The sequence below is a fragment of the Streptomyces sp. MMG1121 genome, assembly GCF_001280015.1.
Classification (GTDB): Bacteria; Actinomycetota; Actinomycetes; order Streptomycetales; family Streptomycetaceae; genus Streptomyces.
In genome coordinates this window covers 102205-122068 of the sequence record NZ_LGDV01000025.1, presented here as the reverse complement: position 1 = coordinate 122068, position 19864 = coordinate 102205, and the positions used below count along the sequence as shown (strand labels likewise).

Sequence of the window (19864 nt, the reverse complement as noted above, 5' to 3'; positions counted from 1 at the left end):
GCGGGGCAACCCCCGGCTTCTTTTGTCAGAAGCATTGACGAAACACGGGCCCCCTCCTACCTTCAACGCGTCGTACTTCGTACGTCATATATGAGACGCGATACGTGAGATCCGAGAGGGCCGCATGACCTCTGTGCCCACCCCGATCCCGTCCCGCACGCAATATGTGCTGGACGCGATCAAACACCGCATCCTGACCGGGCAGTTGACGCCCGGGCAGGCCCTGGTCGAGACGGAGCTGGCCGCGCAGTTCGGGGTGTCCAAGACCCCGGTCCGCGAGGCGCTGAAGACCCTCGCCGGGACCGGTCTCGTCGTGATGAGCCAGTACAAGGGCGTCACGGTGCGCATGGTGGACGCGGACATGGCGCGCGAGGTCTACGACGTACGGTTGCTGCTGGAGCCGGAGGCGCTGCGCAGGGCCGTCCGGAGAGGGGCCTCGCTCGATGCCGCGCGCGACGCGCTGACCCGCGCCGACGACGCCACCGACACCGCCGAACGCTCGCTCGCCAACCGGGAGTTCCACCGCGCCCTCTACCTGCCCTGCGGCAATCCGCTGCTCGGCCGGATGCTCGACGAGGTCCGCGACCAGGCCGCCCTCGTCTCCGCCGTCGCCTGGGCCGCCGACCCCTCCTGGGAGCGGGAGGCCGCCGAGCACCGGGAGATCCTGCGGCTCGCGCTCGGCGGCGACGCGGACGGCGCCGCCGGCGCCCTGCACGCCCACATCGCGTCCTTCGTCCAGCGCGCGTTCCCCCCGCACGCCGAGGACGCCGAGCCCCACGCAGAGGAAGGCCTTCAATGAGCAGCGTGACGTTCGAGAGCCGGCGGGCGGCCCTGGCCGACGTGGTGGCCATCCCGGTGACTCCCTTCGCCACGGACGGCTCCGTCGACAGCGGCACCCACCGGGCCCTGCTGCGCCGCCTGCTCGACGCCGGGATCAGGACCCTCACCCCGAACGGCAACACCGGCGAGTTCTACGCCCTCACCCCCGAAGAGCGGCGCCTGGTCACCGAGTTGACCGTCGAGGAGGCCGGTGACCGGGCCGCGATCCTCGTCGGCGTCGGGCACGACCTGCCCACCGCCGTCGCCTCCGCCCGGCACGCCCGCGAGCTGGGAGCCGGGATGGTCATGGTGCACCAGCCCGTGCACCCCTACGTCTCGGCGGCCGGCTGGGTCGACTATCACCGTGCCATCGCCGAGTCCGTGCCCGAGCTGGGCGTGGTGCCCTATCTGCGCAACGCCCAGCTGCCCGGCGCCCGGCTCGCCGAACTCGCCGGCCACTGCCCGAACGTCATCGGGGTGAAGTACGCCGTCCCGGACGCCGCGCGCTTCGCCGCCTTCGCGCGCGACGCCGGCCTGGACCGCTTCGTCTGGGTCGCCGGTCTCGCCGAGCCGTACGCCCCCTCCTACTTCTCGGCGGGCGCCACAGGCTTCACCTCCGGACTCGTGAACGTCGCCCCGGCCGTCTCGCTGAACATGATTGAAGCGCTTCGATCCGGCGACTATCCGGCCGCCATGAAGGTCTGGGAGCAGATCCGCCGCTTCGAGGAACTCCGCGCCGCCCACGGCTCCGCCAACAACGTCACCGTCGTCAAGGAGGCCCTCGCCGCGCTCGGCCTGTGCCGCAGGGACGTCCGCCCGCCGAGCCGGCCGCTGCCCGAGGACGAGCGCGCCGAGGTCGCCGCCATCGCCGCCGGGTGGCCGGTATGAGCGCGCCCCGCAGGAAGCCGGAGGAGCTGAGAAGCCACCAGTGGTACGGCACCGACGGCCTGCGCTCCTTCAGCCACCGCGCCCGTACCCGCCAGCTCGGCTATCTGCCCGAGGAGCACCTCGGCAAGCCGGTCGTCGCGATCCTCAACACCTGGTCCGACATCAACCCGTGTCATGTGCACCTGCGCGAGCGCGCGCAGGCCGTGAAGCGGGGGGTGTGGCAGGCCGGGGGCTTCCCGCTGGAGTTCCCGGTCGCCACGCTCAGCGAGACCTTCCAGAAGCCGACCCCCATGCTCTACCGCAACCTGCTCGCGATGGAGACCGAGGAGCTGCTGCGCTCCTACCCCGTCGACGGCGCGGTGCTCATGGGCGGCTGCGACAAGTCGACCCCGGCCCTGCTCATGGGCGCCGCCTCCGTCGACCTGCCCGCCGTCTTCGTACCCGCCGGGCCCATGCTCCCGGGCCACTGGCGCGGCGAGGTCCTCGGTTCCGGCACCGACATGTGGAAGTACTGGGACGACAAGCGGGCCGGCCTCATCGGGGACTGCGAGATGACCGAGCTGGAGAGCGGCCTGGCCCGCTCGCCCGGCCACTGCATGACCATGGGCACGGCGTCCACGCTGACGGCCGCCGCCGAGGCCCTCGGCGTGAGCGTGCCGGGCGCGTCCAGCATCCCGGCGGTGGACTCGGGGCACGACCGGATGGCCGCGAGGGCCGGCATGACGGCCGTCGAACTCGTCCATCAAGACCGGCGGTTGAGCCACATCCTCACCCGCGAGGCCTTCGAGGACGCCGTCACCACCGTGCTCGGCCTCGGCGGCTCCACCAACGCCGTGATCCATCTGATCGCCATGGCGGGCCGGGCGGGCGTACGGCTCACCCTGGACGACTTCGACCGCATCGCCCGGACCGTGCCCGTTCTCGCCGACGTCCGCCCCGGCGGCCGGAAGTACCTCATGGAGGACTTCCACTTCGCCGGCGGCCTGCCCGGATTCCTCTCCCGGATCCCCGATCTGCTCCACCTGGACCGGCCGACGGTGTCGTACGACACCTACCGCGAGCAGCTCGCCGGCGCCCAGGTCCATCACGACGACGTCATCCGGACCCGGGACGACCCGGTCGCGAGCGAGGGCGGGGTCGCCGTGCTGCGCGGCAACCTCTGCCCGGACGGCGCCGTCATCAAGCACATCGCCGCCGAGCCCCGTCTGCTCGAGCACACCGGGCCCGCCGTGGTCTTCGACGACTACCGGACCATGCAGCGCACCATCAACGACCCCGCGCTCGGCATCACCGCCGACAGCGTGCTGGTGCTGCGGGGCGCCGGTCCCAAGGGTGGCCCGGGCATGCCCGAGTACGGCATGCTCCCCATCCCGGACCACCTGCTGAAGCAGGGCGTGCGGGACATGGTGCGGATCTCCGACGCCCGGATGAGCGGCACGAGTTACGGCGCCTGTGTGCTGCACGTGGCCCCGGAGTCGTACGTCGGCGGGCCGCTGGCGCTGGTGCGCAGCGGGGACCTCATCACCCTGGACGTCGATGCCCGCAGCCTGCATCTCCACGTGGACGAGGCGGAGTTGGCGCGCCGCAGGGCCGCGTGGACGCCGCCGCCCGCCCGGCACGAGCGCGGCTACGGAGCCCTCTACAACGAGCAGATCACCCAGGCCGACACCGGCTGCGACTTCGCCTTCCTGGCCCGGCCGGGCCAGGTGCCGGACCCGTACGCCGGCTGACATCCCGCAGCTCCATCGTTGAAGCGCTTCACCCATGTGTATGTAGCAAGCGCTTCCTGTACCCGCTGTACGTGTCCCACTGCGAACGGAGAACAGTCATGGCCCAAGCCGCAGCCGTGGCGAAACCGCCCGCGCCACCCCGGCGGCGCCGTGCCTCCGCGACCCCGCGCAGGCTGCCGTACCTGCTGATCGCCCCGGCGGCCCTGCTCATGCTGGGCTTCATCGCCTACCCGGTGCTCAGCGTCTTCTACTACAGCCTGCAGAACTACAACCCGACCAAGCCGTGGCGGAACGGCTTCGCCGGCTTCGGCAACTTCACGCAGGCCTTCGCCCACGACCCCCAGTTCTGGGGCACGCTGACCTTCAGCGCCAAGTGGGTCGTGGTGGAAGTCGGGTTGCAGCTGCTGTTCGGCCTGGCGCTGGCGCTCATCGTCAACCAGACCTTCGCCGGGCGGGCGCTGGGCCGCCCCCTGGTCTTCTCCCCGTGGGCCGTCTCCGGCGTGCTGACCTCCGCGATCTAGGTGTTGCTCTACAACTCCCAGACCGGCATCACCCGTTACCTCGCCGACGCGGGGCTGGGGGCGTACGGCACGAGCTGGCTCTCGGACACCTCCACCGTCTTCCCGGCGGCGGTCGTCGCCGACCTGTGGCGGGGCGTGCCCTTCTTCGCGATCCTCATCCTCGCCGACCTCCAGTCCGTGTCGAAGGACCTGTACGAGGCCGCCGAGGTCGACGGGGCCGGGCGGCTGAAGCAGTTCTGGCACATCACCCTGCCCCATCTGAAGGACGCCATCGTGCTGTCCACGCTGCTGCGCGCGGTGTGGGAGTTCAACAACGTCGACCTGCTCTACACGCTGACGGGAGGCGGTCCGGCCGGCGAGACGACGACCCTTCCCCTCTACATCGCCAACACCAGTGTCGACGCCCACAACTTCGGCTACGCCTCCGCGCTGACCACGGTGGCGTTCGTGATCCTGCTCTTCTGCTCGATCGTCTATCTGCGGCTGAGCAAGTTCGGAGGTGGGACGAAGTGATCACCGAGATCGCTCCCGCGCCCGAGCACGTGGCCACCGAGCCCGCCCAGGCCCGCAAGAAGCGCCGCGCCTGGGACGAGGTCCCGCGCTGGCAGATCTACCTCCCCTTGTCCGTCTATCTTCTCTTCACCCTGATCCCGTTCTACCGGATCCTGCTCTTCGCCCTGCGTCCGGCCGGCTCGACCTCGCTCGTGCCGTGGCCGATGCCCTTCGAGCACTTCCAGAAGGTGTGGACCGAGCGCAGCTTCGGCACCTACTTCGCCAACAGCGTCTACGTCGGTCTCGCCACCTTGGTGCTGACCACGGTGGTCGCCCTGGCCGGCGGCTACGCCCTCGCCCGCTTCGACTTCCGCGTCAAGCGCGGCTTCATGCTGGCGCTGCTGTGCTCCCAGTTCGTACCGGGGGCGCTGCTGCTGGTCCCGCTGTTCCAGATCTTCGCCAAGCTGTCGATGATCAACTCGCTGGGCAGTGTCGTCATCGCCGAGACCGTCTTCCAGCTCCCGCAGTCGATGATCCTCATCAGCGGGTTCATCCGGAACGTGCCGTACTCCCTGGAGGAGGCCGCCTGGGTGGACGGCTGCAACCGGCTCACCGCCTTCCGGATCGTCGTCCTGCCGCTGCTGCGGCCCGGGTTGATCGCCGTCGGGTCCTTCGCCTTCGTGCACGCCTGGAACCACTTCCTGTTCGCCCTGATGTTCCTGTCCGACCAGAGCAAGCAGACCATCCCGGTCGGCCTCAACACCCTGATGAGCGCGGACAGCGTCGACCTGGGCGCCCTGGCGGCGGGTGGCGTCATCGCGGCCGTACCCGTCGTGATCGTCTTCGCCTTCATCCAGAAGTGGCTGATCACCGGCTTCGGCGCAGGGGCGGTGAAGGGATGAGCCTGCCCCTCGTCCTGGCGGGAGCACGCGGCCACGGCCGCTGGCACCTCGACAACATCCGCCGGCTCCAGCAGCGGGGCCTCGTCCGGCTCGCCGGGATCTGCGAACTGACCCCGCTGGCCCCGCACGAGATCCCGGACGGCCTCGGCGCCCCCGAGCAGTCCGCCGACTTCGGCGCGCTGCTGGATGCCACCGGCGCACGGATCGCGGTCGTCTGCACCCCCATCCCCACCCCCTGGGTTCCGTCCTCGCGCTGACCGCCACCGCGTGCGGCGACGACGGCAGCGGCAGCGCGGGGGACAAGGGGAGCGAGGGGTCCGGGAAGGGCACGATCACCTTCTGGGACAACAACGGCGGTGTCCGCACCGACATCTGGAAGCAGGTCATCGCCGACTTCGAGAAGAAGTACCCGGACATCAGGGTCAGGTACGTCGGCATCCCGGCGGCCAGTGCCCAGTCCAAGTACGACACCGCGATCCAGGGCGGCGGTCTGCCCGACGTCGGCGGCGTGGGTACCGCGATGCTCGCCGAGGTCGCGGTCCAGGGAGCGCTGGAGCCCCTGGACTCCCGGCTGGCGAAGAGCACCCTGAACGGCAGGCTGAGCCAGAACCTCATCGACGTCAGCAAGGCGGCGGGCGGCGGCGACACGCTGTACCAGGTGCCGACCTCGGCCAACAACGGCACGCTGTGGTATCGGACGGACCTGTTCAAGAAGGCGGGGCTGGCCGCCCCGACGACCTGGTCGAAGTTCTACGCGGCCGCCGACAATCTGACGGACAAGGGCAAGAACGCGTTCGGCTTCACCTTCCGCGGCGGCGAGGGGTCCATCGCCCCGGCCCTGGACGCGGTCTACGGCCAGAGCGGCATCACCTCGTTCTGGAACGGCGACAAGACCACCGTCAACGACCCGAAGAACGTGGCCGCGCTGGAGAAGTACATCGCGCTCTACAAGAAGGACACCCCGTCCGCCGACGTCAACAACGACTTCACGAAGATGGTCGCCCAGTGGGACAGCGGCACCATCGGCATGCTGAGCCACAATCTGGGCTCCTACCAGGATCATCTGAAGGCGCTGGGCAAGGACAGGTTCCGGGGCATTCCGAACCCCACCCTGGACGACGGCACGCGGGTACAGGTGTCCAACCCGGTGGACGGGCTGAGCCTGTTCAAGTCGGGCAAGAACAAGGCGGCCGCCTGGAAGTTCATCGAGTTCGCCGTCTCGGCCGCGGAGAACTCCAAGTTCAACCGGTCGGCGGGGCAGGTGCCGGCCAACACCGACGCGGCGAAGGACGCGTGGGTCCAGCAGGCCGAGCCGACGAAGCTGGCGGCCGAGGCGCTGAACGGGGCCGACACGAAGATCGTCCAGCTGCCGTACTACCTGCCCGACTGGAACACCATCTCCAAGTCCGGCAACGAGCCGGAGTTCCAGAAGCTGCTGCTCGGCAAGGTGAGTGCGAAGCAGTTCCTGGACACCCTCGCCGACCAGCTCGACAAGGCGCAGGCGGACTGGAAGAAGAACCACTGATGTCCCTCACACGGAGACGGGTGACCTCCGCCGCCCTCGCGGCCGTTCCCCTCGCGGGCCGTTCCCCGCGGGGGCACCGCACCCTCCACCTCGCCGGCGACTCCACGGCCGCCCGGAAATACGCCGACGAAGCCCCGGAGACGGGGTGGGGCACGGCCCTCCCCTTCTTCCTCCGCGAGCAGGTGACGGTCGCCAACCACGCGGTGAACGGCCGGAGTTCGAAGAGCTTCGTCGACGGAGGGCGGCTCGACGCGCTACTCGTCGGGATCCGCCCGGGGGATCTCCTTCTCGTCCAGTTCGCGCACAACGACGAGAAGGACACCGACCCCACCCGCCACACCGAGCCGTGGACGACGTACCAGGACTGTCTGCGGCTGTACCTCAAGGGTGCCCGGGCTCATGGCGCCCGGCCCGTCCTCGCCACCCCCGTCGAGCGCCGCAGGTTCGACGCCGACGGCAACGCCGTGCCCACCCACGGCGACTACCCGGCGGCCATGCGGGCGCTCGCCCGGCAGGAGGGCGTCGCACTGCTCGGCATCGAGGCGCTGTCGCTCGCGCTGTGGCAGCGCCTCGGGGCGGAGGCGACGAAGACCTACTTCAACCGGACCGCCACCGAGCAGGACAACACGCACTTCAACCCGCCCGGCGCCATCGCCGTCGCCCGGCTCGTGGCGCGGGAGCTGCTGCGCACCCGCGTGCTGGCGCGGCCCGACGTCGTACGACTGCACGAGGACATCCCGGCGTCCTGGATCACCTGGCCGCCGGCCCCGGAATCCTGACCCTTCCCGCATCGAGGAGACCCGCACAGTGCGTACACAGAAATGTCATGGACGGGTCATTGGGGCGCTGGTGGGCTGCACCGCCCTGGTCCTCGCCGTCACCGGCACCGCCTCCGCCTCCGCCCGGCCGGGCCCGCGGGCCGGCCTCGACCGGCAGGTGCTGCCCGCGCGGGACGGCTGGGCGGCCTACGGAACGGGGACGACCGGCGGCGCCGCCGCCGGCTCCGCGCACGTGTACACCGTCACCACCTGGGACCAGTTCAAGGCGGCCCTGACGGACGGCGGCACGGCACCGAGGATCATCAGAGTCAAGGGCACCATCGACGCCGACGGGCCCAGTTGCGCCTCCTTCGCCGTACCGGGCTACGACTTCGCCGCCTACCTCAAGACCTACGACCCGGCGGTATGGGGCCGCGGAAAGAACCTCGACGGCGAGAGCGCCGACAGCCCCGAGGGCCTGCGCCGCGCCTCCGAGGCCAACCAGGACGCCTTCGTCAAGGCCCTCGTCCCCGCCGACACCACGATCGTCGGCATCGGCAAGGACGCCGGCTTCAAGGGCGCCAGCCTCCAGATCAAGGGCGTCGACAACGTCATCGTCCGCAACCTGAGCTTCGAGAGCCCTCTCGACTGCTTCCCGCAGTGGGACCCGACCGACACCGCGGACGGCAACTGGAACTCCGAGTACGACAGCGTGGACATCTACGGCGGCACACATGTGTGGATGGACCACAACACCTTCACCGACGGCGCCCACCCCGACAGCACCCTGCCGCACTACTACGGCCGCATCTACGAGCAGCACGACGGGGAGATGGACATCGTCAAGGCGTCCGACTACGTCACCGCCTCCTGGAACGTCTTCGAGAACCACGACAAGACGATCCTCGTCGGCAACAGCGACAGCGCCTCGACGGTCGCCGTGGACCGGGGTCACCTGAAGGTCACCTTCCACCACAACCTGTTCTCGAACCTGGTCGAGCGGGCCCCGCGCGTGCGGTTCGGGCAGGCGGACTCCTACAACAACCACTTCGTCGCGAAGGACGGCTACGGCTACAGCTACGGCATCGGCACGGAGTCCCAACTCGTCGCCGAGCACGACGCGTTCACCCTGCCGGACGGGGTCCAGGCCGGCACGATCCTGAAGAAGTGGAACGAGTCGTCGCTCACCGCCGACGACAACTACGTCAACGGCTCCCCGACCGACCTGATCGCCGTCCACAACGCCCAGGTGCCGGGGGAGATCCTCCGGTCCGGCGCCGGCTGGACACCGGCCCTGCGCACCGCGGTCGACCCGGCCCGGGCGGTCCCCGGCATCGTCGACCACGGCGCGGGCGCCGGCCACCTGCGCTGAACCGCCGCCGGCCGGGGCGCGCGCACCCGCACCGCCCCGGCCGCCCCTCGTCCGCGTCCTCAAGAGCCGCACCGCGAAGGAGCACTGCCGACGGGCAGCACGACGATCGGCGCGACGATGAACTGACCCCGCGTCAGCCGATCCCGCCCCACTCCGCCCGAAGGTCCTGGCAGCGGACGGTGATCGAGGCATCGGTGAGCACGATCTCGTGCACACACCCACCGCGCCCGTCACCGTCCGTGCCCCCGTCTGCGCGGCTGTCGACGTCCGGCAGGATCTCGTCGAACAGCACGGTGTCGACCCGCATCCAGTCGATCGCGTGGTGATACTCGACGGAGAACTGCCGTACGCCCGCATAGCTGATGCGCAGCCCCGCGTCGTGCTTGAACCGGTTCGGCGCGAACTCCAGCGCCAGCCGCCCGCTCTTGTCGGTCGCCGGATGGATCCCGGCCAGCTCCAGGTCCTTCACGCAGCGGGTGGCGCCGGGGATGTCGTAGTGCCCCGGGTCGGAGACGAAGGCCCAGGCGCCCGGTGGCAGAAGGCCACGCAGGCGCGGCAGTTCGGCCAGGTAGGCGGAGGCATCGAGGAAGAAACCGTGGTCCTGCCAGTGGACGTCGACGAATCTCATGACCGGGATCCTCGCCGCCTTGCCGCACGCACACCAAACGCACGACCGGACCGTCCTCCGTCTCGTACCCCACCACCTCGAAGGCACGCCCGGGAAAGGCGTCGTCCGGACCGCGGCGCCGGCAACGGGCGATGTCCTGCGCCAGGGCGAGCGCGCCGGCCTCGGACTCGGGTTCGTCCGGGACGGTCACGTAGAGCGCGAGCCGCAGCCGGTTCAGCAGGGCCTCGATCGACGTGGGATCGCCCTCGAACCGTTCGTGCCATGGCCGGGATCAGCCTCGCACGTGGCCGGGGGCCGTCGGCGAAGCATGGCGGGCAGGGTGGTGTGGTCGGTGCTCTCCATGGTCACGACGACTTCCCGGCCCGTGGAGGTCCCCAGCCACGTCACGAAGTCGCGGACGGGCGCGAACGTGTTGCGGTCCACCACAGCGCGGGGGTCGAAGGTGAACCCGATCTCCTCGATCTCGAAGAAGTAGGAGGTGAACCACATGCCTCCGATCTCGACGGCCAGGCTCACCGATTCCTCCGGGTCCTGTTCAAGCCGGGCCCAGACCGCAGAGGCGTCCGGAACGCCGGTGTCCGTGGTGCCGGCGAGCGTCCACGTCAGGACGTGCCGGCCGGGCAGGACGCGCAGCCCCTCGGTCATGCGCCGCCAGTCGTCGAGCGTGGTGCCGAGGACGCAGACGTCGCGCAGAGCTCCGTCGACGACGAAATGTTCGGGCCGGTACCGCAGTTCGTCCGCCCGGCGCCCGGCGCTCACCCCGTCCCGCCCGGTACGAGGGGGCGGAACGCGGCGAGGGTGGCTTGCCAGTCGGATGTGACCGTGTCCTCCGGAGGGAGGGCGCGCCCCAGGTCCTCCGCCGCGCGCAGCACGGCGGAGATGAGTTCCGGCGCCGTCGTCCGGGCGACGACGACGCCGTCCTTGCCGGCGACCGACAGACCGTCCTTCGTCCGCCGTACGAGAAAACCGAACCGCGTGTCGAAACCGGTGAAGTTCAGCACGCGGGCGTTGCCCCGGAGGAAGTCGCCCAGGCCGTCGAGCAGCTGGATGACCGAGAGGTAGATCATCATGCCCTGGTGGGGGACCTGGCCGGCCGAGTCGGCCGTGCCGAAGTCCCCGGTGACGGCCATGTCGCCCATGTCGAACCCGCTGTCCTCGCCCTGGCCGGGCCACACGGTGAACCGCACGGTGAACACGGGATCCAGCTCCTTCCTGTCGGGACGAGGGCGTGCGTATCGATCGGGTAACACCGCTCGCCGAGTGGGGTGTGATGCGCGTAGACAATCCCTGACCTGGTACATCACTCTCATCATTCAGATCCGGAGAATCCATGCGGAAGTCTCTCAGAACGCTCGCCGTCGGTGCCGCCTGTGTCGTCGCCGGTGGCGCGCTGTACGGCGCGGGCGCGGCCACCGCCGGGCAGTCGACGGCGAACTCCACCCACGAGCCCTACAACATCGGGCAGTTGGTGAAGGACATCGACACCTACTACGGCACCACCGCCGACAGCAACGGTGTCTACCAGGCGTCCCCGGACAGCCCGTACGCCAAGGATCTGGCGCACCTCGACGCCGACGCGAAGCGCTATATCGACAAGGAGGCCCGCAAGGCGTACCGGCACGGCGAGAAGCCGGCCGTCATGTTCGACATCGATGACACGCTGCTGCTCAGCCTGGATTACGAGAAGCGGTACAACTACACGTACAACTCCGGCACTTGGAACGACTATGTGAACCGTGCCGACCGCCCCGCCGTCTTCGGCAGCCCCGAGCTGGTCCGGTACGCCGAGTCCAAGGGCGTCGAGGTCTTCTACAACTCCGGTCTGACCGAGGCCCAGCGCACCGCCGCCGTCGCCAACCTGAAGAAGGTCGGCGCCGATGTGAACCTCGACGCCGACCACATGTTCCTCAAGGACGCGGCCAACCCGCCCGCCTACCTGTCCGGTTGCGCCACCCCGGGTGCCTGGAAGTGCACGACCGTCCAGTACAAGTCCGGAACCCGCAAGCACATCGAGGACGACCTCGGCTACGAGATCATCGCCAACTTCGGCGACCAGTACTCGGACCTGGACGGCGGCCACGCCGACCGGACGTACAAGCTGCCCAACCCGACCTACTTCGTCTCCTGACGGTCATCCCCAGGTCCTGAGCAGCCGCTCGTACCCGGCCCCCGCCACCGGCAGCGCCGCGCCCTGGCGGGGGCTCGCGGGAAGCGCGTGGTCGGATTCCGTAACACGCAGAAAACCTGAATCAGGCCGAACGAGGGAACAATCCAGCCAGCATCCGCACAGCGCCCCTCAGGCGACGAGGAGTTGGACCATGTCCCCAGCGCGGCACGGCGTCGACCGGTACTTCAGCATCTCCGCACGTGGATCGACGGTCGGCCGGGAGATACGCGGCGGCTTCGCCACGTTCTTCACCATGGCCTACATCCTTGTCCTGAATCCGATCATCCTGGGCAGCGCCAAGGACAAGTACCAGCACACCCTCGACACCGGCCAACTCGTCACCGCCACCGCCCTGGTGGCCTGTGTGATGACGGTCGTCATGGGGGTCGGCGGCAACCTCCCCCTCGCGATCGCCGCAGGCCTCGGCCTCAACGCCGTCGTGGCCTTTCAGCTCGCCCCGCTGATGAGCTGGCCGGACGCGATGGGCCTGGTGGTCCTGGAGGGCCTCGTCATCTGCCTGTTGGTCCTCACCGGGCTCCGGGAAGCGATCATGAACGCGATCCCGCAGCAGCTGAAGCAGGCCATCGGCGTCGGCATCGGTCTGTTCATCGCCTTCATCGGCTTCGTCGACGCCGGCTTCGTCAGCCGTGTTCCGGACGCCGCGAACACCACCGTGCCCGTGCAACTGGGCGCCGTCGGCCGGCTCACCGGCTGGCCCGTGCTGGTCTTCTGTCTCGGCGTGCTGCTGACCATCGGCCTGCTCGCCCGGAAGGTGAAGGGCGCGATCCTCATCAGCATCGTGACGATGACCGTCGTCGCGATCGTCATCAACGCCGTCGCCGACATCAAGAGCTGGGGTCTGACCACGCCCAAGGTCCCGGACAAGATCGTCGCCGCCCCGGACTTCGGACTCATCGGTCACTTCAGTCTGTTCGGCGGCTTCGGCAAGGCCGGCGTGCTCACCGCCGTCCTGCTCGTCTTCACCCTGATCCTGTCGGACTTCTTCGACGCCATGGGCACCATCGTCGGCATCAGCGCCGAGGCCGGGCTGCTCGACGAGAAGGGGCAGGTGCCCGGCATCGGGCGCGTGCTGTTCATCGACGGCGCCGCCGCCGTCGCCGGCGGTCTTGGCTCCGCCTCCTCCAACACCGCCTACATCGAGTCCGCGGCCGGCGTCGGCGAGGGCGCCCGCACCGGCCTCGCCAACCTCGTCACCGGCGGCCTGTTCGGCCTCGCGCTCTTCCTCGCCCCGCTGCTCACCATCGTCCCGCTCCAGGCGGCGGCGCCCGCGCTGATCGCGGTGGGCTTCCTGATGATGACCCACGTCAAGCACATCGACTGGGACCGGTACGAGATCGCCGTCCCGGCGTTCCTCACCATCGCCGCGATGCCGTTCACGTACTCCATCACCGATGGCATCGGCGCGGGCTTCGTGTCCTACGTCGTCATCAAGACGGTGCTGGGGAAGGCGCGGGAGGTCAACTGGTTGTTGTGGGGCGTCTCGGCGCTGTTCCTCCTGTACTTCGCGATCGATCCGGTGGAGCAGATCCTCGGGGTGAAGTGAGGGGGCTACTTCAGCGCCGCCTGCATCATCGCCTTCGCCACCGGCGCCGCCAGCCCGTTGCCGCTGACCTCCGACCGCGCCGCGTCCGACTGCTCGACCATCACCGCGACGGCCACCTCCTTGCCGTTGCTGTCCGACTTGCCGAACGACGTGAACCAGGCGTACGGCGTCTTGCTGTTGTTCTCGCCGTGCTGGGCCGTGCCGGTCTTGCCGCCGACGGTGGCGCCGTCGATCAGGGCGTTCGTGCCCGTGCCGTCCTTGACCACCGTCTCCATCGCCGACTGGAGCTGCTCGGCGGTGGAGGAGCTGACGATCTGCTTCGTGCCCGCACTGTCGTCGTAGTTGTGCAACACATCACCGCCGCTGTCGGTGATCTGGGACACCATGTGCGGAGAGACCAGCTTGCCGCCGTTGGCTATGGCCGCGGACACCATGGCCATCTGGAGCGGGGTGGCGGTGACGTCGAACTGGCCGATGCCGGAGAGGGCGGTCTGCGCCTGGTCCATGTGCGAGGGGTAGACGCTGGTGTAGGCCCGGACCGGCACGTCCTGCTTGTCGTTGTTGAAACCGAACTTCTCGGCCATGGCCTTCACCTTGTCCTGGCCGAGCTGGACGGCCATGTGACCGAAGACGTTGTTGCAGGAGTACCGCAGGGCGGTGCGGATCGAGGCGTTCTTGCAGGGCGCCGACTTGTTCTCGTTCGCCAGCGGGCGCGTCGTGCCCGGCATGATGTAAGGGTCGGGGCTGTCGGTGTCCTCGTCCACGTTCTTGTACAGCCCGTTCTCCAGCGCGGCCGCCGCCACGACCAGCTTGAACGTCGACCCCGGCGGCAGCGGCTGGCGCAGCGCGCGGTTGGTCAGCGGCTTGTCCTTGTCCGCGGTGAGCTGCTTCCAGGCGGTCCCCGCGGTGTTGGCGTCGGTGAGCGACGAGGGGTCGTACGACGGGGTCGAGACCACCGCGAGGATCTTGCCGGTCTTCGGGTCGATCGCGACGGCCGAGCCCTTCTTGTCACCGAGGGCCTGGTAGGCGGCCTTCTGCACGGCCGGGTCGATCGTGGTGAGCACGTTGCCCGGGTCGGCGCGCTCGCCGGTGAGCGTGTCCAGCACCGTCTTCAGCTGGGTGTCCGTGCCGTTCAGCAGGTCCGTGTAGATGCCCTCCAGCTGGGTGGGGGCGTAGGCCTGTGAGGCGTAGCCCGTCACCGCGGCGTAGAGCTTGCCGTCCGTGTACGTGCGCTTGTACGCGAGGTCGCTTCCCTTCGTCCGCGTCGAGCCGGTGATCGCGTTTCCGGCCACGATGATGTTCCCCAGCGGCCGCGAGTACGTCTCTATCGCGTTGCGCCGGTTGTCGTTGTCGTCCGCGAGGGCCTTGCCGTCGTAGAACTGCACCCAGGTCGCCCTGACCAGCAGAGCGAGCACGAGCAGCAGCGCGAAGACGGACGCCCGCCTGATCGTCTTGTTCATTCCGATGAGGAAGACGATCGGGATGGTGGTAATCGTTCCCGTCCGCCCGGTTTTCTCATCGGGCGTTCAGGTCACCGCGGGAGCGGACCCGAGGGCCAGGACGACCTCCTCGATCGGCTCGCCCCGCGCGTCCGCGAACCCGACGGTCCGTTCCGTGACCCGGAAACCGCACTTCTCAAGCACCCGCAGGGATCCCGCGTTGTCCGCCGCCGCCCGCGCGTACAGCGGCCGCTGAGGGACCTCGGCCAGCAGGGCGCGCAGCGCGGCCGTCGCCACCCCGCGCCCCCAGTACGCCCGGTCGATCCAGTACGTCACCTCGCGCTCGCCCGGGTCCCCGTACACCGACGCGCTGCCGACGGCCTCCCCGTCCGCGAGGACCGTGCGGACGACGAGGCCGGCCGACGCGCGCATGCGCCTCCAGCGGGCGTCGAAGGCGTCCCGGTCGGCCGGATCCCGCGCGGTGAACGCGGCCATCCGCACGGACTCGGGGTCGGTCATCTGCCGGAAGAACAGCGGCAGATCGCCGTCGCGGACCTCGCGCAGGGTGACGTCCATGGTCACAGCCGCCGCGTCGCCAGCGCCAGCCGGTCGCGCGCGTCGAACAGCGCGTCCCTGATCGTCTGCTCGTGGGCGGGGGTCAGCCGGGCCACCGGCACCGAGCAGCTGATCGCGTCCCGGGCCGGGGTGCGGTAGGGGATCGCCACGCCGAAGCAGCGCAGGCCCAGCGTGTTCTCCTCGCGGTCGACCGCGAAGCCCTGCTCCCGGACCTGGTGCAGCTCCTCGATGAGCTTCTCCCGGTCGGTGAGCGTGTGCTCGGTCAACGCGGGCAGGGTCTCCGGGAGCAGCTTGCGGACCTGCTCGTCGGTGTAGGTGGCGAGGATCGCCTTGCCGAGGGAGGTGGAGTGCGCGGGCAGCCGGCGACCGACCCGGGTGAAGGGGCGCAGGTAGTGCTGGGACTGGCGGGTGGCCAGGTAGACGACGTTCGTGCCGTCGAGGCGCGCCAGGTGGATCGTCTCCGTGGTGTCGTCCGACAGCCGGTCCAGCGTCGGGCGGGCCGCCGCCACCACCTCGTCGCCGTCGATGTACGACGTGCCGACCAGCAGCGCCCGCACCCCGATGCCGTACCGCGTGCCGGTCGCGTCCGTCTCCACCCAGCCCAGCTCCACGAGCGTGCGCAGCAGCATGTACAGGCTGGACTTGGGGTACCCCACGGCCTCCTGCACGGCCGCGAGGGAGTGCATACCGGGCCGGCCGGCGAAGTATTCGAGCAGTTCAACCGTCCGTACCGCGGACTTGACCTGCGCGCCGCCCCCTGTGTCGCCTGCCGTCATCGCCCTTGACCCCTTCGTTCGACGAGGACCTGGATATTTGAGGACCCAGATATGTAGTCTCCGAGCAGCATATTCATCATCAGAGACAGCGTTCAGTATATCGAACGCGGCCGATGAGTGACCGGCATCTTGCGGCCTTTACTGGGAGGGACCCGCGGTGGCAGCAGCACCAGTCTGGAGTGTCGACCCGCGCACCGGGAAGCAGCGTGAACAGGTTGCGGTGGAGGCCACAGCCCAGGAGGTGGACGCGGCGGTCCGGGCGGCCGACGCCGCGCGCGGCGCCCTCGCCGACCGCACGGTGCGTTCCGCGTTCCTGCGCTCGGCCGCCGCGGGCCTGGAAGCGGCCAGGGACGGTCTGGTCGAGACCGCCGACGCCGAGACCGCCCTCGGCCCGGTCCGGCTGACCGGCGAACTCGCCCGCACCTGCTACCAGTTGCGGGCCTTCGCCGGCATCGTCGACGAGGGCGCCTTCCTCGACGTCATCATCAACCACCCCGACGACACCGCCACCCCGCCCATCCCGGACCTGCGCCGCTACAAGGTCCCGCTCGGCGTCGTCGCCGTCTACTCCGCCTCCAACTTCCCCTTCGCCTTCTCCGTCGCCGGGGGTGACACCGCGAGCGCGCTCGCCGCGGGCTGCCCGGTCGTCGTCAAGGCCCACCCCGACCACCCGGCCCTGTCCGAGCTGGTCGCCAAGGTGCTGCGCCGGGCCGCCGTCGAGCACGGCATCCCCGAGGGCGTCGTCGGCCTCGTGCACGGCTTCGAGGCGGGCGTCGAGCTGATCGGGCACCCGCGCATCGCCGCCGCGGGCTTCACCGGGTCGGTCCGGGGCGGTCGCGCGCTCTTCGACGCCGCCGCCGCGCGTGACGTGCCGATCCCGTTCCACGGCGAACTCGGCTCGCTGAACCCGGTTCTGGTGACCGAGGCGGCCGTCGCCGAACGGGCCGAGGCGCTCGGCTCCGGGCTGGCCGGGTCCATGACGCTCGGCGTCGGACAGTTCTGTGTGAAGCCCGGGCTGGTGCTCGTGCCGTCCGGCGCGGGCGGCGACCAACTGGTGAAGTCCCTCACCGCCGCCGTCAGCGACACCGACGCGGGGGTCCTGCTCGACCACCGGATGCGGGACGACTTCGTCGCCGGCGTCCGGGAGCGGGCCCGCCTGGCGGACGTCGACTCGCCCGTCACGCCGGGCGCGGGCGGCGAGCACACGGTCAGCGCGGGGATCCTCACGGTGCCGGCGGTGCGGCTGGCCGAGCAGGGGGCGTACGACCTGCTGCTGGAGGAGTGCTTCGGGCCGGTCACCGTGGTGGCCCGCTACTCCGACGAGGCCGAGGCGGCGGCGGTGCTGTCGCGGCTGCCGGGGAACCTGACCGCGACCGTTCAGCTGTCCGCCGAGGAGGCTGCCGGACAGGGGCGGGGCGCCGAGCTCCTCGCCGAGCTGACTCCGCTGGCCGGGCGGATCGTGGTGAACGCCTGGCCCACGGGGGTCGCGGTGGCGGCCGCGCAGCATCATGGGGGGCCGTACCCCGCGACGACCTCCACGTCCACTTCTGTGGGCGGTACGGCCGTCGAGCGGTGGTTGCGGCCGGTGGCGTACCAGAACGCGCCCACCGCTTTGCTGCCGGCCGAGCTGAGGGACGAGAATCCGCTGGGGCTTCCCCGGCGGTTCGACGGGGCTCTGGAGCGCTAGTCCGCGAGGCCGGCCGTCCCCCGGTCGGCCCCAGGGCTCTGCTGAGAGAATCGGACGATGGACGTGGAACTCCCAGAACTCCCTTTCCCCCTCCGCACCTACGGCCCCGACGGACACTGGGCCCACGAGGACGGCGTACTGAGCGGATGGGCAGGTCCCCGGCAGGACCGGTTCGTCACGCCCACCGGTGAGGCCCTCGACCCCGCCTCCGACGCGCCCCGGCTGCTGGGGGCGCCCGAGGGGGACTTCCAGCTGATCGCCCGGGTGACCGTGGGGTTCCGGGCGGCCTTCGACGCCGGGGTGCTGTACGTGCACGTCGGCGAGCGGGCCTGGGCCAAGCTGTGCCTGGAGTACTCCCCGGATGTGCCCACCATCTGCACGGTGGTCACCCGGGGACACTCCGATGACGCCAACTCCTTCACGGTGGAGGGGAGTTCGGTGTGGCTGCGGGTCAGCCGGACCGGACGGGCCTTCGCCTTCCACGCCTCCCGGGACGGCGAGCGCTGGACCTTCGTGCGGCTGTTCACCCTCGGCGACGAGAAGGAGACCGGGGACGCGCTGGTCGGCTTCATGACCCAGTCGCCGCTGGGGCAGGGGTGCGTGGTGACGTACGACCACCTCACCTTCAGGACCGGCTGGCCGGACGACCTCCGAGACGGGAGCTGAGCCAGAAGGTCGCGGCGAGCAGGGCCGCCGCCACGAGCAGGCTCGACCGCAGTCCCGTGCCGAACCCGCCGGCGACCAGCGCCCCGAACACCGCGATCCCCAGCCCGCCGGACACCTGCCGTGCCGAGTTGAGCACTCCGGCCGCGAGGCCCGCCCGCTCGGCCGGCACGGCGTCCAGCATCACGACCGTCAGGGTCGGGATGGCCAGCGCGACCCCGAGGGCCATCGGGACGAGGAGCAGCGCCACCACCACCGTCGGTGTGCCGGCGTCGACGAAGAGCAGCGCCAGCAGTCCCGCCACCCCGAGTGCCTGGCCGAGCAGCAGCGGCAGCCGGGGGCCGTAGCGGCCCGCGAGCTTGCCGGACACGACGTTCGTCACCGCGATCAGTCCGGTCATCGGCAGGAACAGCAGGCCGGCGTAGAGCGCCGAGTGGCCCTGTACCTGCTGGAAGAAGAGCGAGAAGAGGAAGATCATCCCGTAGAACGCGACACTGCACGCGGCGCCCGTGGCGACCGCCACCCGCACCGCCCGGTCGCGGAACAGCGCGAGCGGGACCACGGGGTGCGGCCGGCGGGACTCGATCCGCACGAACAGGGCGCCGGCGGCGACCGCGACGACGAAGGCCACGATCCCCGTCGTACCGCCCTCGATGACCGCGAAGGTCAGCGCCGTCAGAGCGAGCACGGCCGTCGCCTGGCCCGGCAGGTCCAGCGGAGCGGGCCTGCGCTCCGAACGGGGCGCGCGCACCAGCAGCACCAGGGCCGCCACGCCGAGCGGCAGATTGACGAAGAAGATCCCCCGCCAGTCCCAGGCCGTGGTCAGCGCCCCGCCCGCCACCGGGCCGAGCGCCAGAGCCGTCGAGCCGCCGGCCGCCCAGGTGGCCACCGCGCGGGCCCGCCGCACGGGGTCCGGGTAGGCCTGCCGTACCAGGGCCAGTGAGGCGGGCAGCACCACGGCCGCGCCCACGCCCTGCACCGCCCGCGCGCCGATCAGGACCGGGAGGTCCGGTGCCAGTCCGCAGGCCGCCGAGGCGAGTGTGAACACCGTGATGCCGAGGGCGTACGCGCGACTCGCCCCGGTCCGGTCGGAGAAGGCGCCCGTGGACAGCATCAGGGCGGCGAAGGCCAGCGTGTAGGCGTCGACCACCCATTGCAGACCGGACATTCCGCCGCCGAGCGACGAACCGATCGCCGGGAGGGCCACGTTCACCACGGTCGCGTCCAGGGTGATGAGCGCGGAGCCGAGCATGGCGGCCGCCAGCGTGAGCGCGGGAGCCGGGCGCTTCGTCAACTCGCTTGTTCTGGCGGCGAGTTGGGGTTCGGTGCGGGTCTGGTTGGTTGGCATGCCCCTATG

Annotated in this window: 18 protein-coding genes and 2 pseudogenes; 13 read left to right on the top strand and 7 right to left on the bottom strand. The window is 70.3% G+C overall.

Going from position 1 to position 19864, the window contains the following annotated elements; genetic code table 11:
• Nucleotides 1-124: 124 nt before the first annotated feature.
• From ADK64_RS04605 to ADK64_RS04565, 9 genes and pseudogenes are all read left to right on the top strand, one after another.
• On the top strand, nt 125-799 hold the full coding sequence (locus tag ADK64_RS04605; RefSeq protein ID WP_053655053.1) for a GntR family transcriptional regulator: 675 nt from the start codon (nt 125-127) through the stop codon (nt 797-799).
• The gene (locus tag ADK64_RS04600) at nt 796-1707 is read left to right on the top strand and encodes a dihydrodipicolinate synthase family protein (protein WP_053655051.1); all 912 of its coding nucleotides are present in this window, start codon (nt 796-798) and stop codon (nt 1705-1707) included. Before ADK64_RS04605 ends, ADK64_RS04600 begins: the two co-directional genes overlap by 4 nt.
• Nucleotides 1704-3437, top strand: a complete 1734-nt coding sequence (araD, locus tag ADK64_RS04595) for an L-arabinonate dehydratase (protein ID WP_053655172.1) — start codon at nt 1704-1706, stop codon at nt 3435-3437. Before ADK64_RS04600 ends, araD begins: the two co-directional genes overlap by 4 nt.
• A gap of 98 nt (nt 3438-3535) precedes the next feature.
• A pseudogene (locus ADK64_RS04590) lies at nt 3536-4471 on the top strand (carbohydrate ABC transporter permease).
• Nucleotides 4468-5352, top strand: coding sequence for a carbohydrate ABC transporter permease (locus ADK64_RS04585; protein WP_053655049.1), 885 nt, complete (start codon nt 4468-4470; stop codon nt 5350-5352). Before ADK64_RS04590 ends, ADK64_RS04585 begins: the two are co-directional and overlap by 4 nt.
• Nucleotides 5349-5585, top strand: a pseudogene (locus ADK64_RS04580) (gfo/Idh/MocA family oxidoreductase); the annotation flags it as partial. The gene ADK64_RS04585 and the pseudogene ADK64_RS04580, both read left to right, overlap by 4 nt.
• Nucleotides 5567-6877 (top strand): ABC transporter substrate-binding protein, encoded by a 1311-nt coding sequence (locus ADK64_RS04575; RefSeq protein WP_053655045.1) that lies wholly within the window; start codon nt 5567-5569, stop codon nt 6875-6877. The pseudogene ADK64_RS04580 and the gene ADK64_RS04575, both read left to right, overlap by 19 nt.
• Nucleotides 6877-7656, top strand: a complete 780-nt coding sequence (locus ADK64_RS04570) for a rhamnogalacturonan acetylesterase (RefSeq protein WP_053655043.1) — start codon at nt 6877-6879, stop codon at nt 7654-7656. Before ADK64_RS04575 ends, ADK64_RS04570 begins: the two co-directional genes overlap by 1 nt.
• A 28-nt stretch (nt 7657-7684) precedes the next feature.
• Nucleotides 7685-9007: a pectate lyase family protein gene (locus ADK64_RS04565; RefSeq protein WP_053655041.1), complete on the top strand. Its 1323-nt coding sequence runs from the start codon at nt 7685-7687 to the stop codon at nt 9005-9007.
• A 133-nt stretch (nt 9008-9140) separates the two neighbouring features.
• Here ADK64_RS04565 and ADK64_RS04560 read toward each other — a convergent pair whose 3' ends face one another.
• From ADK64_RS04560 to ADK64_RS04550, 3 genes are all read right to left on the bottom strand, one after another.
• A complete protein-coding gene (locus ADK64_RS04560; protein WP_053655039.1) occupies nt 9141-9635 on the bottom strand; it encodes a hypothetical protein in 495 nt (164 codons plus the stop codon).
• Nucleotides 9636-9848: 213 nt separating this feature from the next.
• Nucleotides 9849-10394 carry a hypothetical protein gene (locus ADK64_RS04555; RefSeq protein WP_063789857.1) on the bottom strand — a complete coding sequence of 182 codons (546 nt, stop codon included), beginning with the start codon at nt 10392-10394 and terminating at the stop codon, nt 9849-9851.
• Nucleotides 10391-10831, bottom strand: coding sequence for a hypothetical protein (locus ADK64_RS04550; RefSeq protein ID WP_053655037.1), 441 nt, complete (start codon nt 10829-10831; stop codon nt 10391-10393). Before ADK64_RS04550 ends, ADK64_RS04555 begins: the two co-directional genes overlap by 4 nt.
• Before the next feature lie 134 nt (nt 10832-10965).
• Here ADK64_RS04550 and ADK64_RS04545 point away from each other — a divergent pair, with 134 nt between their 5' ends.
• Together ADK64_RS04545 and ADK64_RS04540 are read left to right on the top strand one after the other, a co-directional pair.
• A complete protein-coding gene (locus tag ADK64_RS04545) occupies nt 10966-11763 on the top strand; it encodes an HAD family acid phosphatase (RefSeq protein WP_053655035.1) in 798 nt (265 codons plus the stop codon).
• 190 nt (nt 11764-11953) lie between these two features.
• Complete coding sequence (locus ADK64_RS04540; protein WP_053655033.1) at nt 11954-13366, top strand: NCS2 family permease; 1413 nt, start codon at nt 11954-11956, stop codon at nt 13364-13366.
• Nucleotides 13367-13371: 5 nt separating this feature from the next.
• On the opposite strand, the gene ADK64_RS04535 is transcribed toward ADK64_RS04540, so the two are convergent.
• The 3 genes from ADK64_RS04535 to ADK64_RS04525 all read right to left on the bottom strand — a co-directional run bounded on the left by ADK64_RS04535 (nt 13372) and on the right by ADK64_RS04525 (nt 16157).
• The gene (locus ADK64_RS04535) at nt 13372-14826 is read right to left on the bottom strand and encodes a peptidoglycan D,D-transpeptidase FtsI family protein (RefSeq protein WP_053655031.1); all 1455 of its coding nucleotides are present in this window, start codon (nt 14824-14826) and stop codon (nt 13372-13374) included.
• Between the two features lie 66 nt (nt 14827-14892).
• Nucleotides 14893-15381: a GNAT family N-acetyltransferase gene (locus tag ADK64_RS04530; RefSeq protein WP_053655029.1), complete on the bottom strand. Its 489-nt coding sequence runs from the start codon at nt 15379-15381 to the stop codon at nt 14893-14895.
• 2 nt (nt 15382-15383) lie between these two features.
• Nucleotides 15384-16157, bottom strand: a complete 774-nt coding sequence (locus ADK64_RS04525) for an IclR family transcriptional regulator (RefSeq protein WP_053655028.1) — start codon at nt 16155-16157, stop codon at nt 15384-15386.
• Nucleotides 16158-16314: 157 nt separating this feature from the next.
• Between ADK64_RS04525 and ADK64_RS04520 the strand changes: the two genes are divergently transcribed.
• Nucleotides 16315-17844, top strand: coding sequence for an aldehyde dehydrogenase (NADP(+)) (locus ADK64_RS04520; RefSeq protein ID WP_078992482.1), 1530 nt, complete (start codon nt 16315-16317; stop codon nt 17842-17844).
• A 57-nt stretch (nt 17845-17901) separates the two neighbouring features.
• Nucleotides 17902-18510, top strand: coding sequence for a DUF1349 domain-containing protein (locus ADK64_RS04515; protein WP_053655024.1), 609 nt, complete (start codon nt 17902-17904; stop codon nt 18508-18510).
• On the opposite strand, the gene ADK64_RS04510 is transcribed toward ADK64_RS04515, so the two are convergent.
• A complete protein-coding gene (locus ADK64_RS04510) occupies nt 18470-19855 on the bottom strand; it encodes an MFS transporter (protein WP_053655022.1) in 1386 nt (461 codons plus the stop codon). The two genes, ADK64_RS04515 and ADK64_RS04510, sit on opposite strands and share 41 nt — an antisense overlap.
• Nucleotides 19856-19864 lie beyond the last annotated feature (9 nt).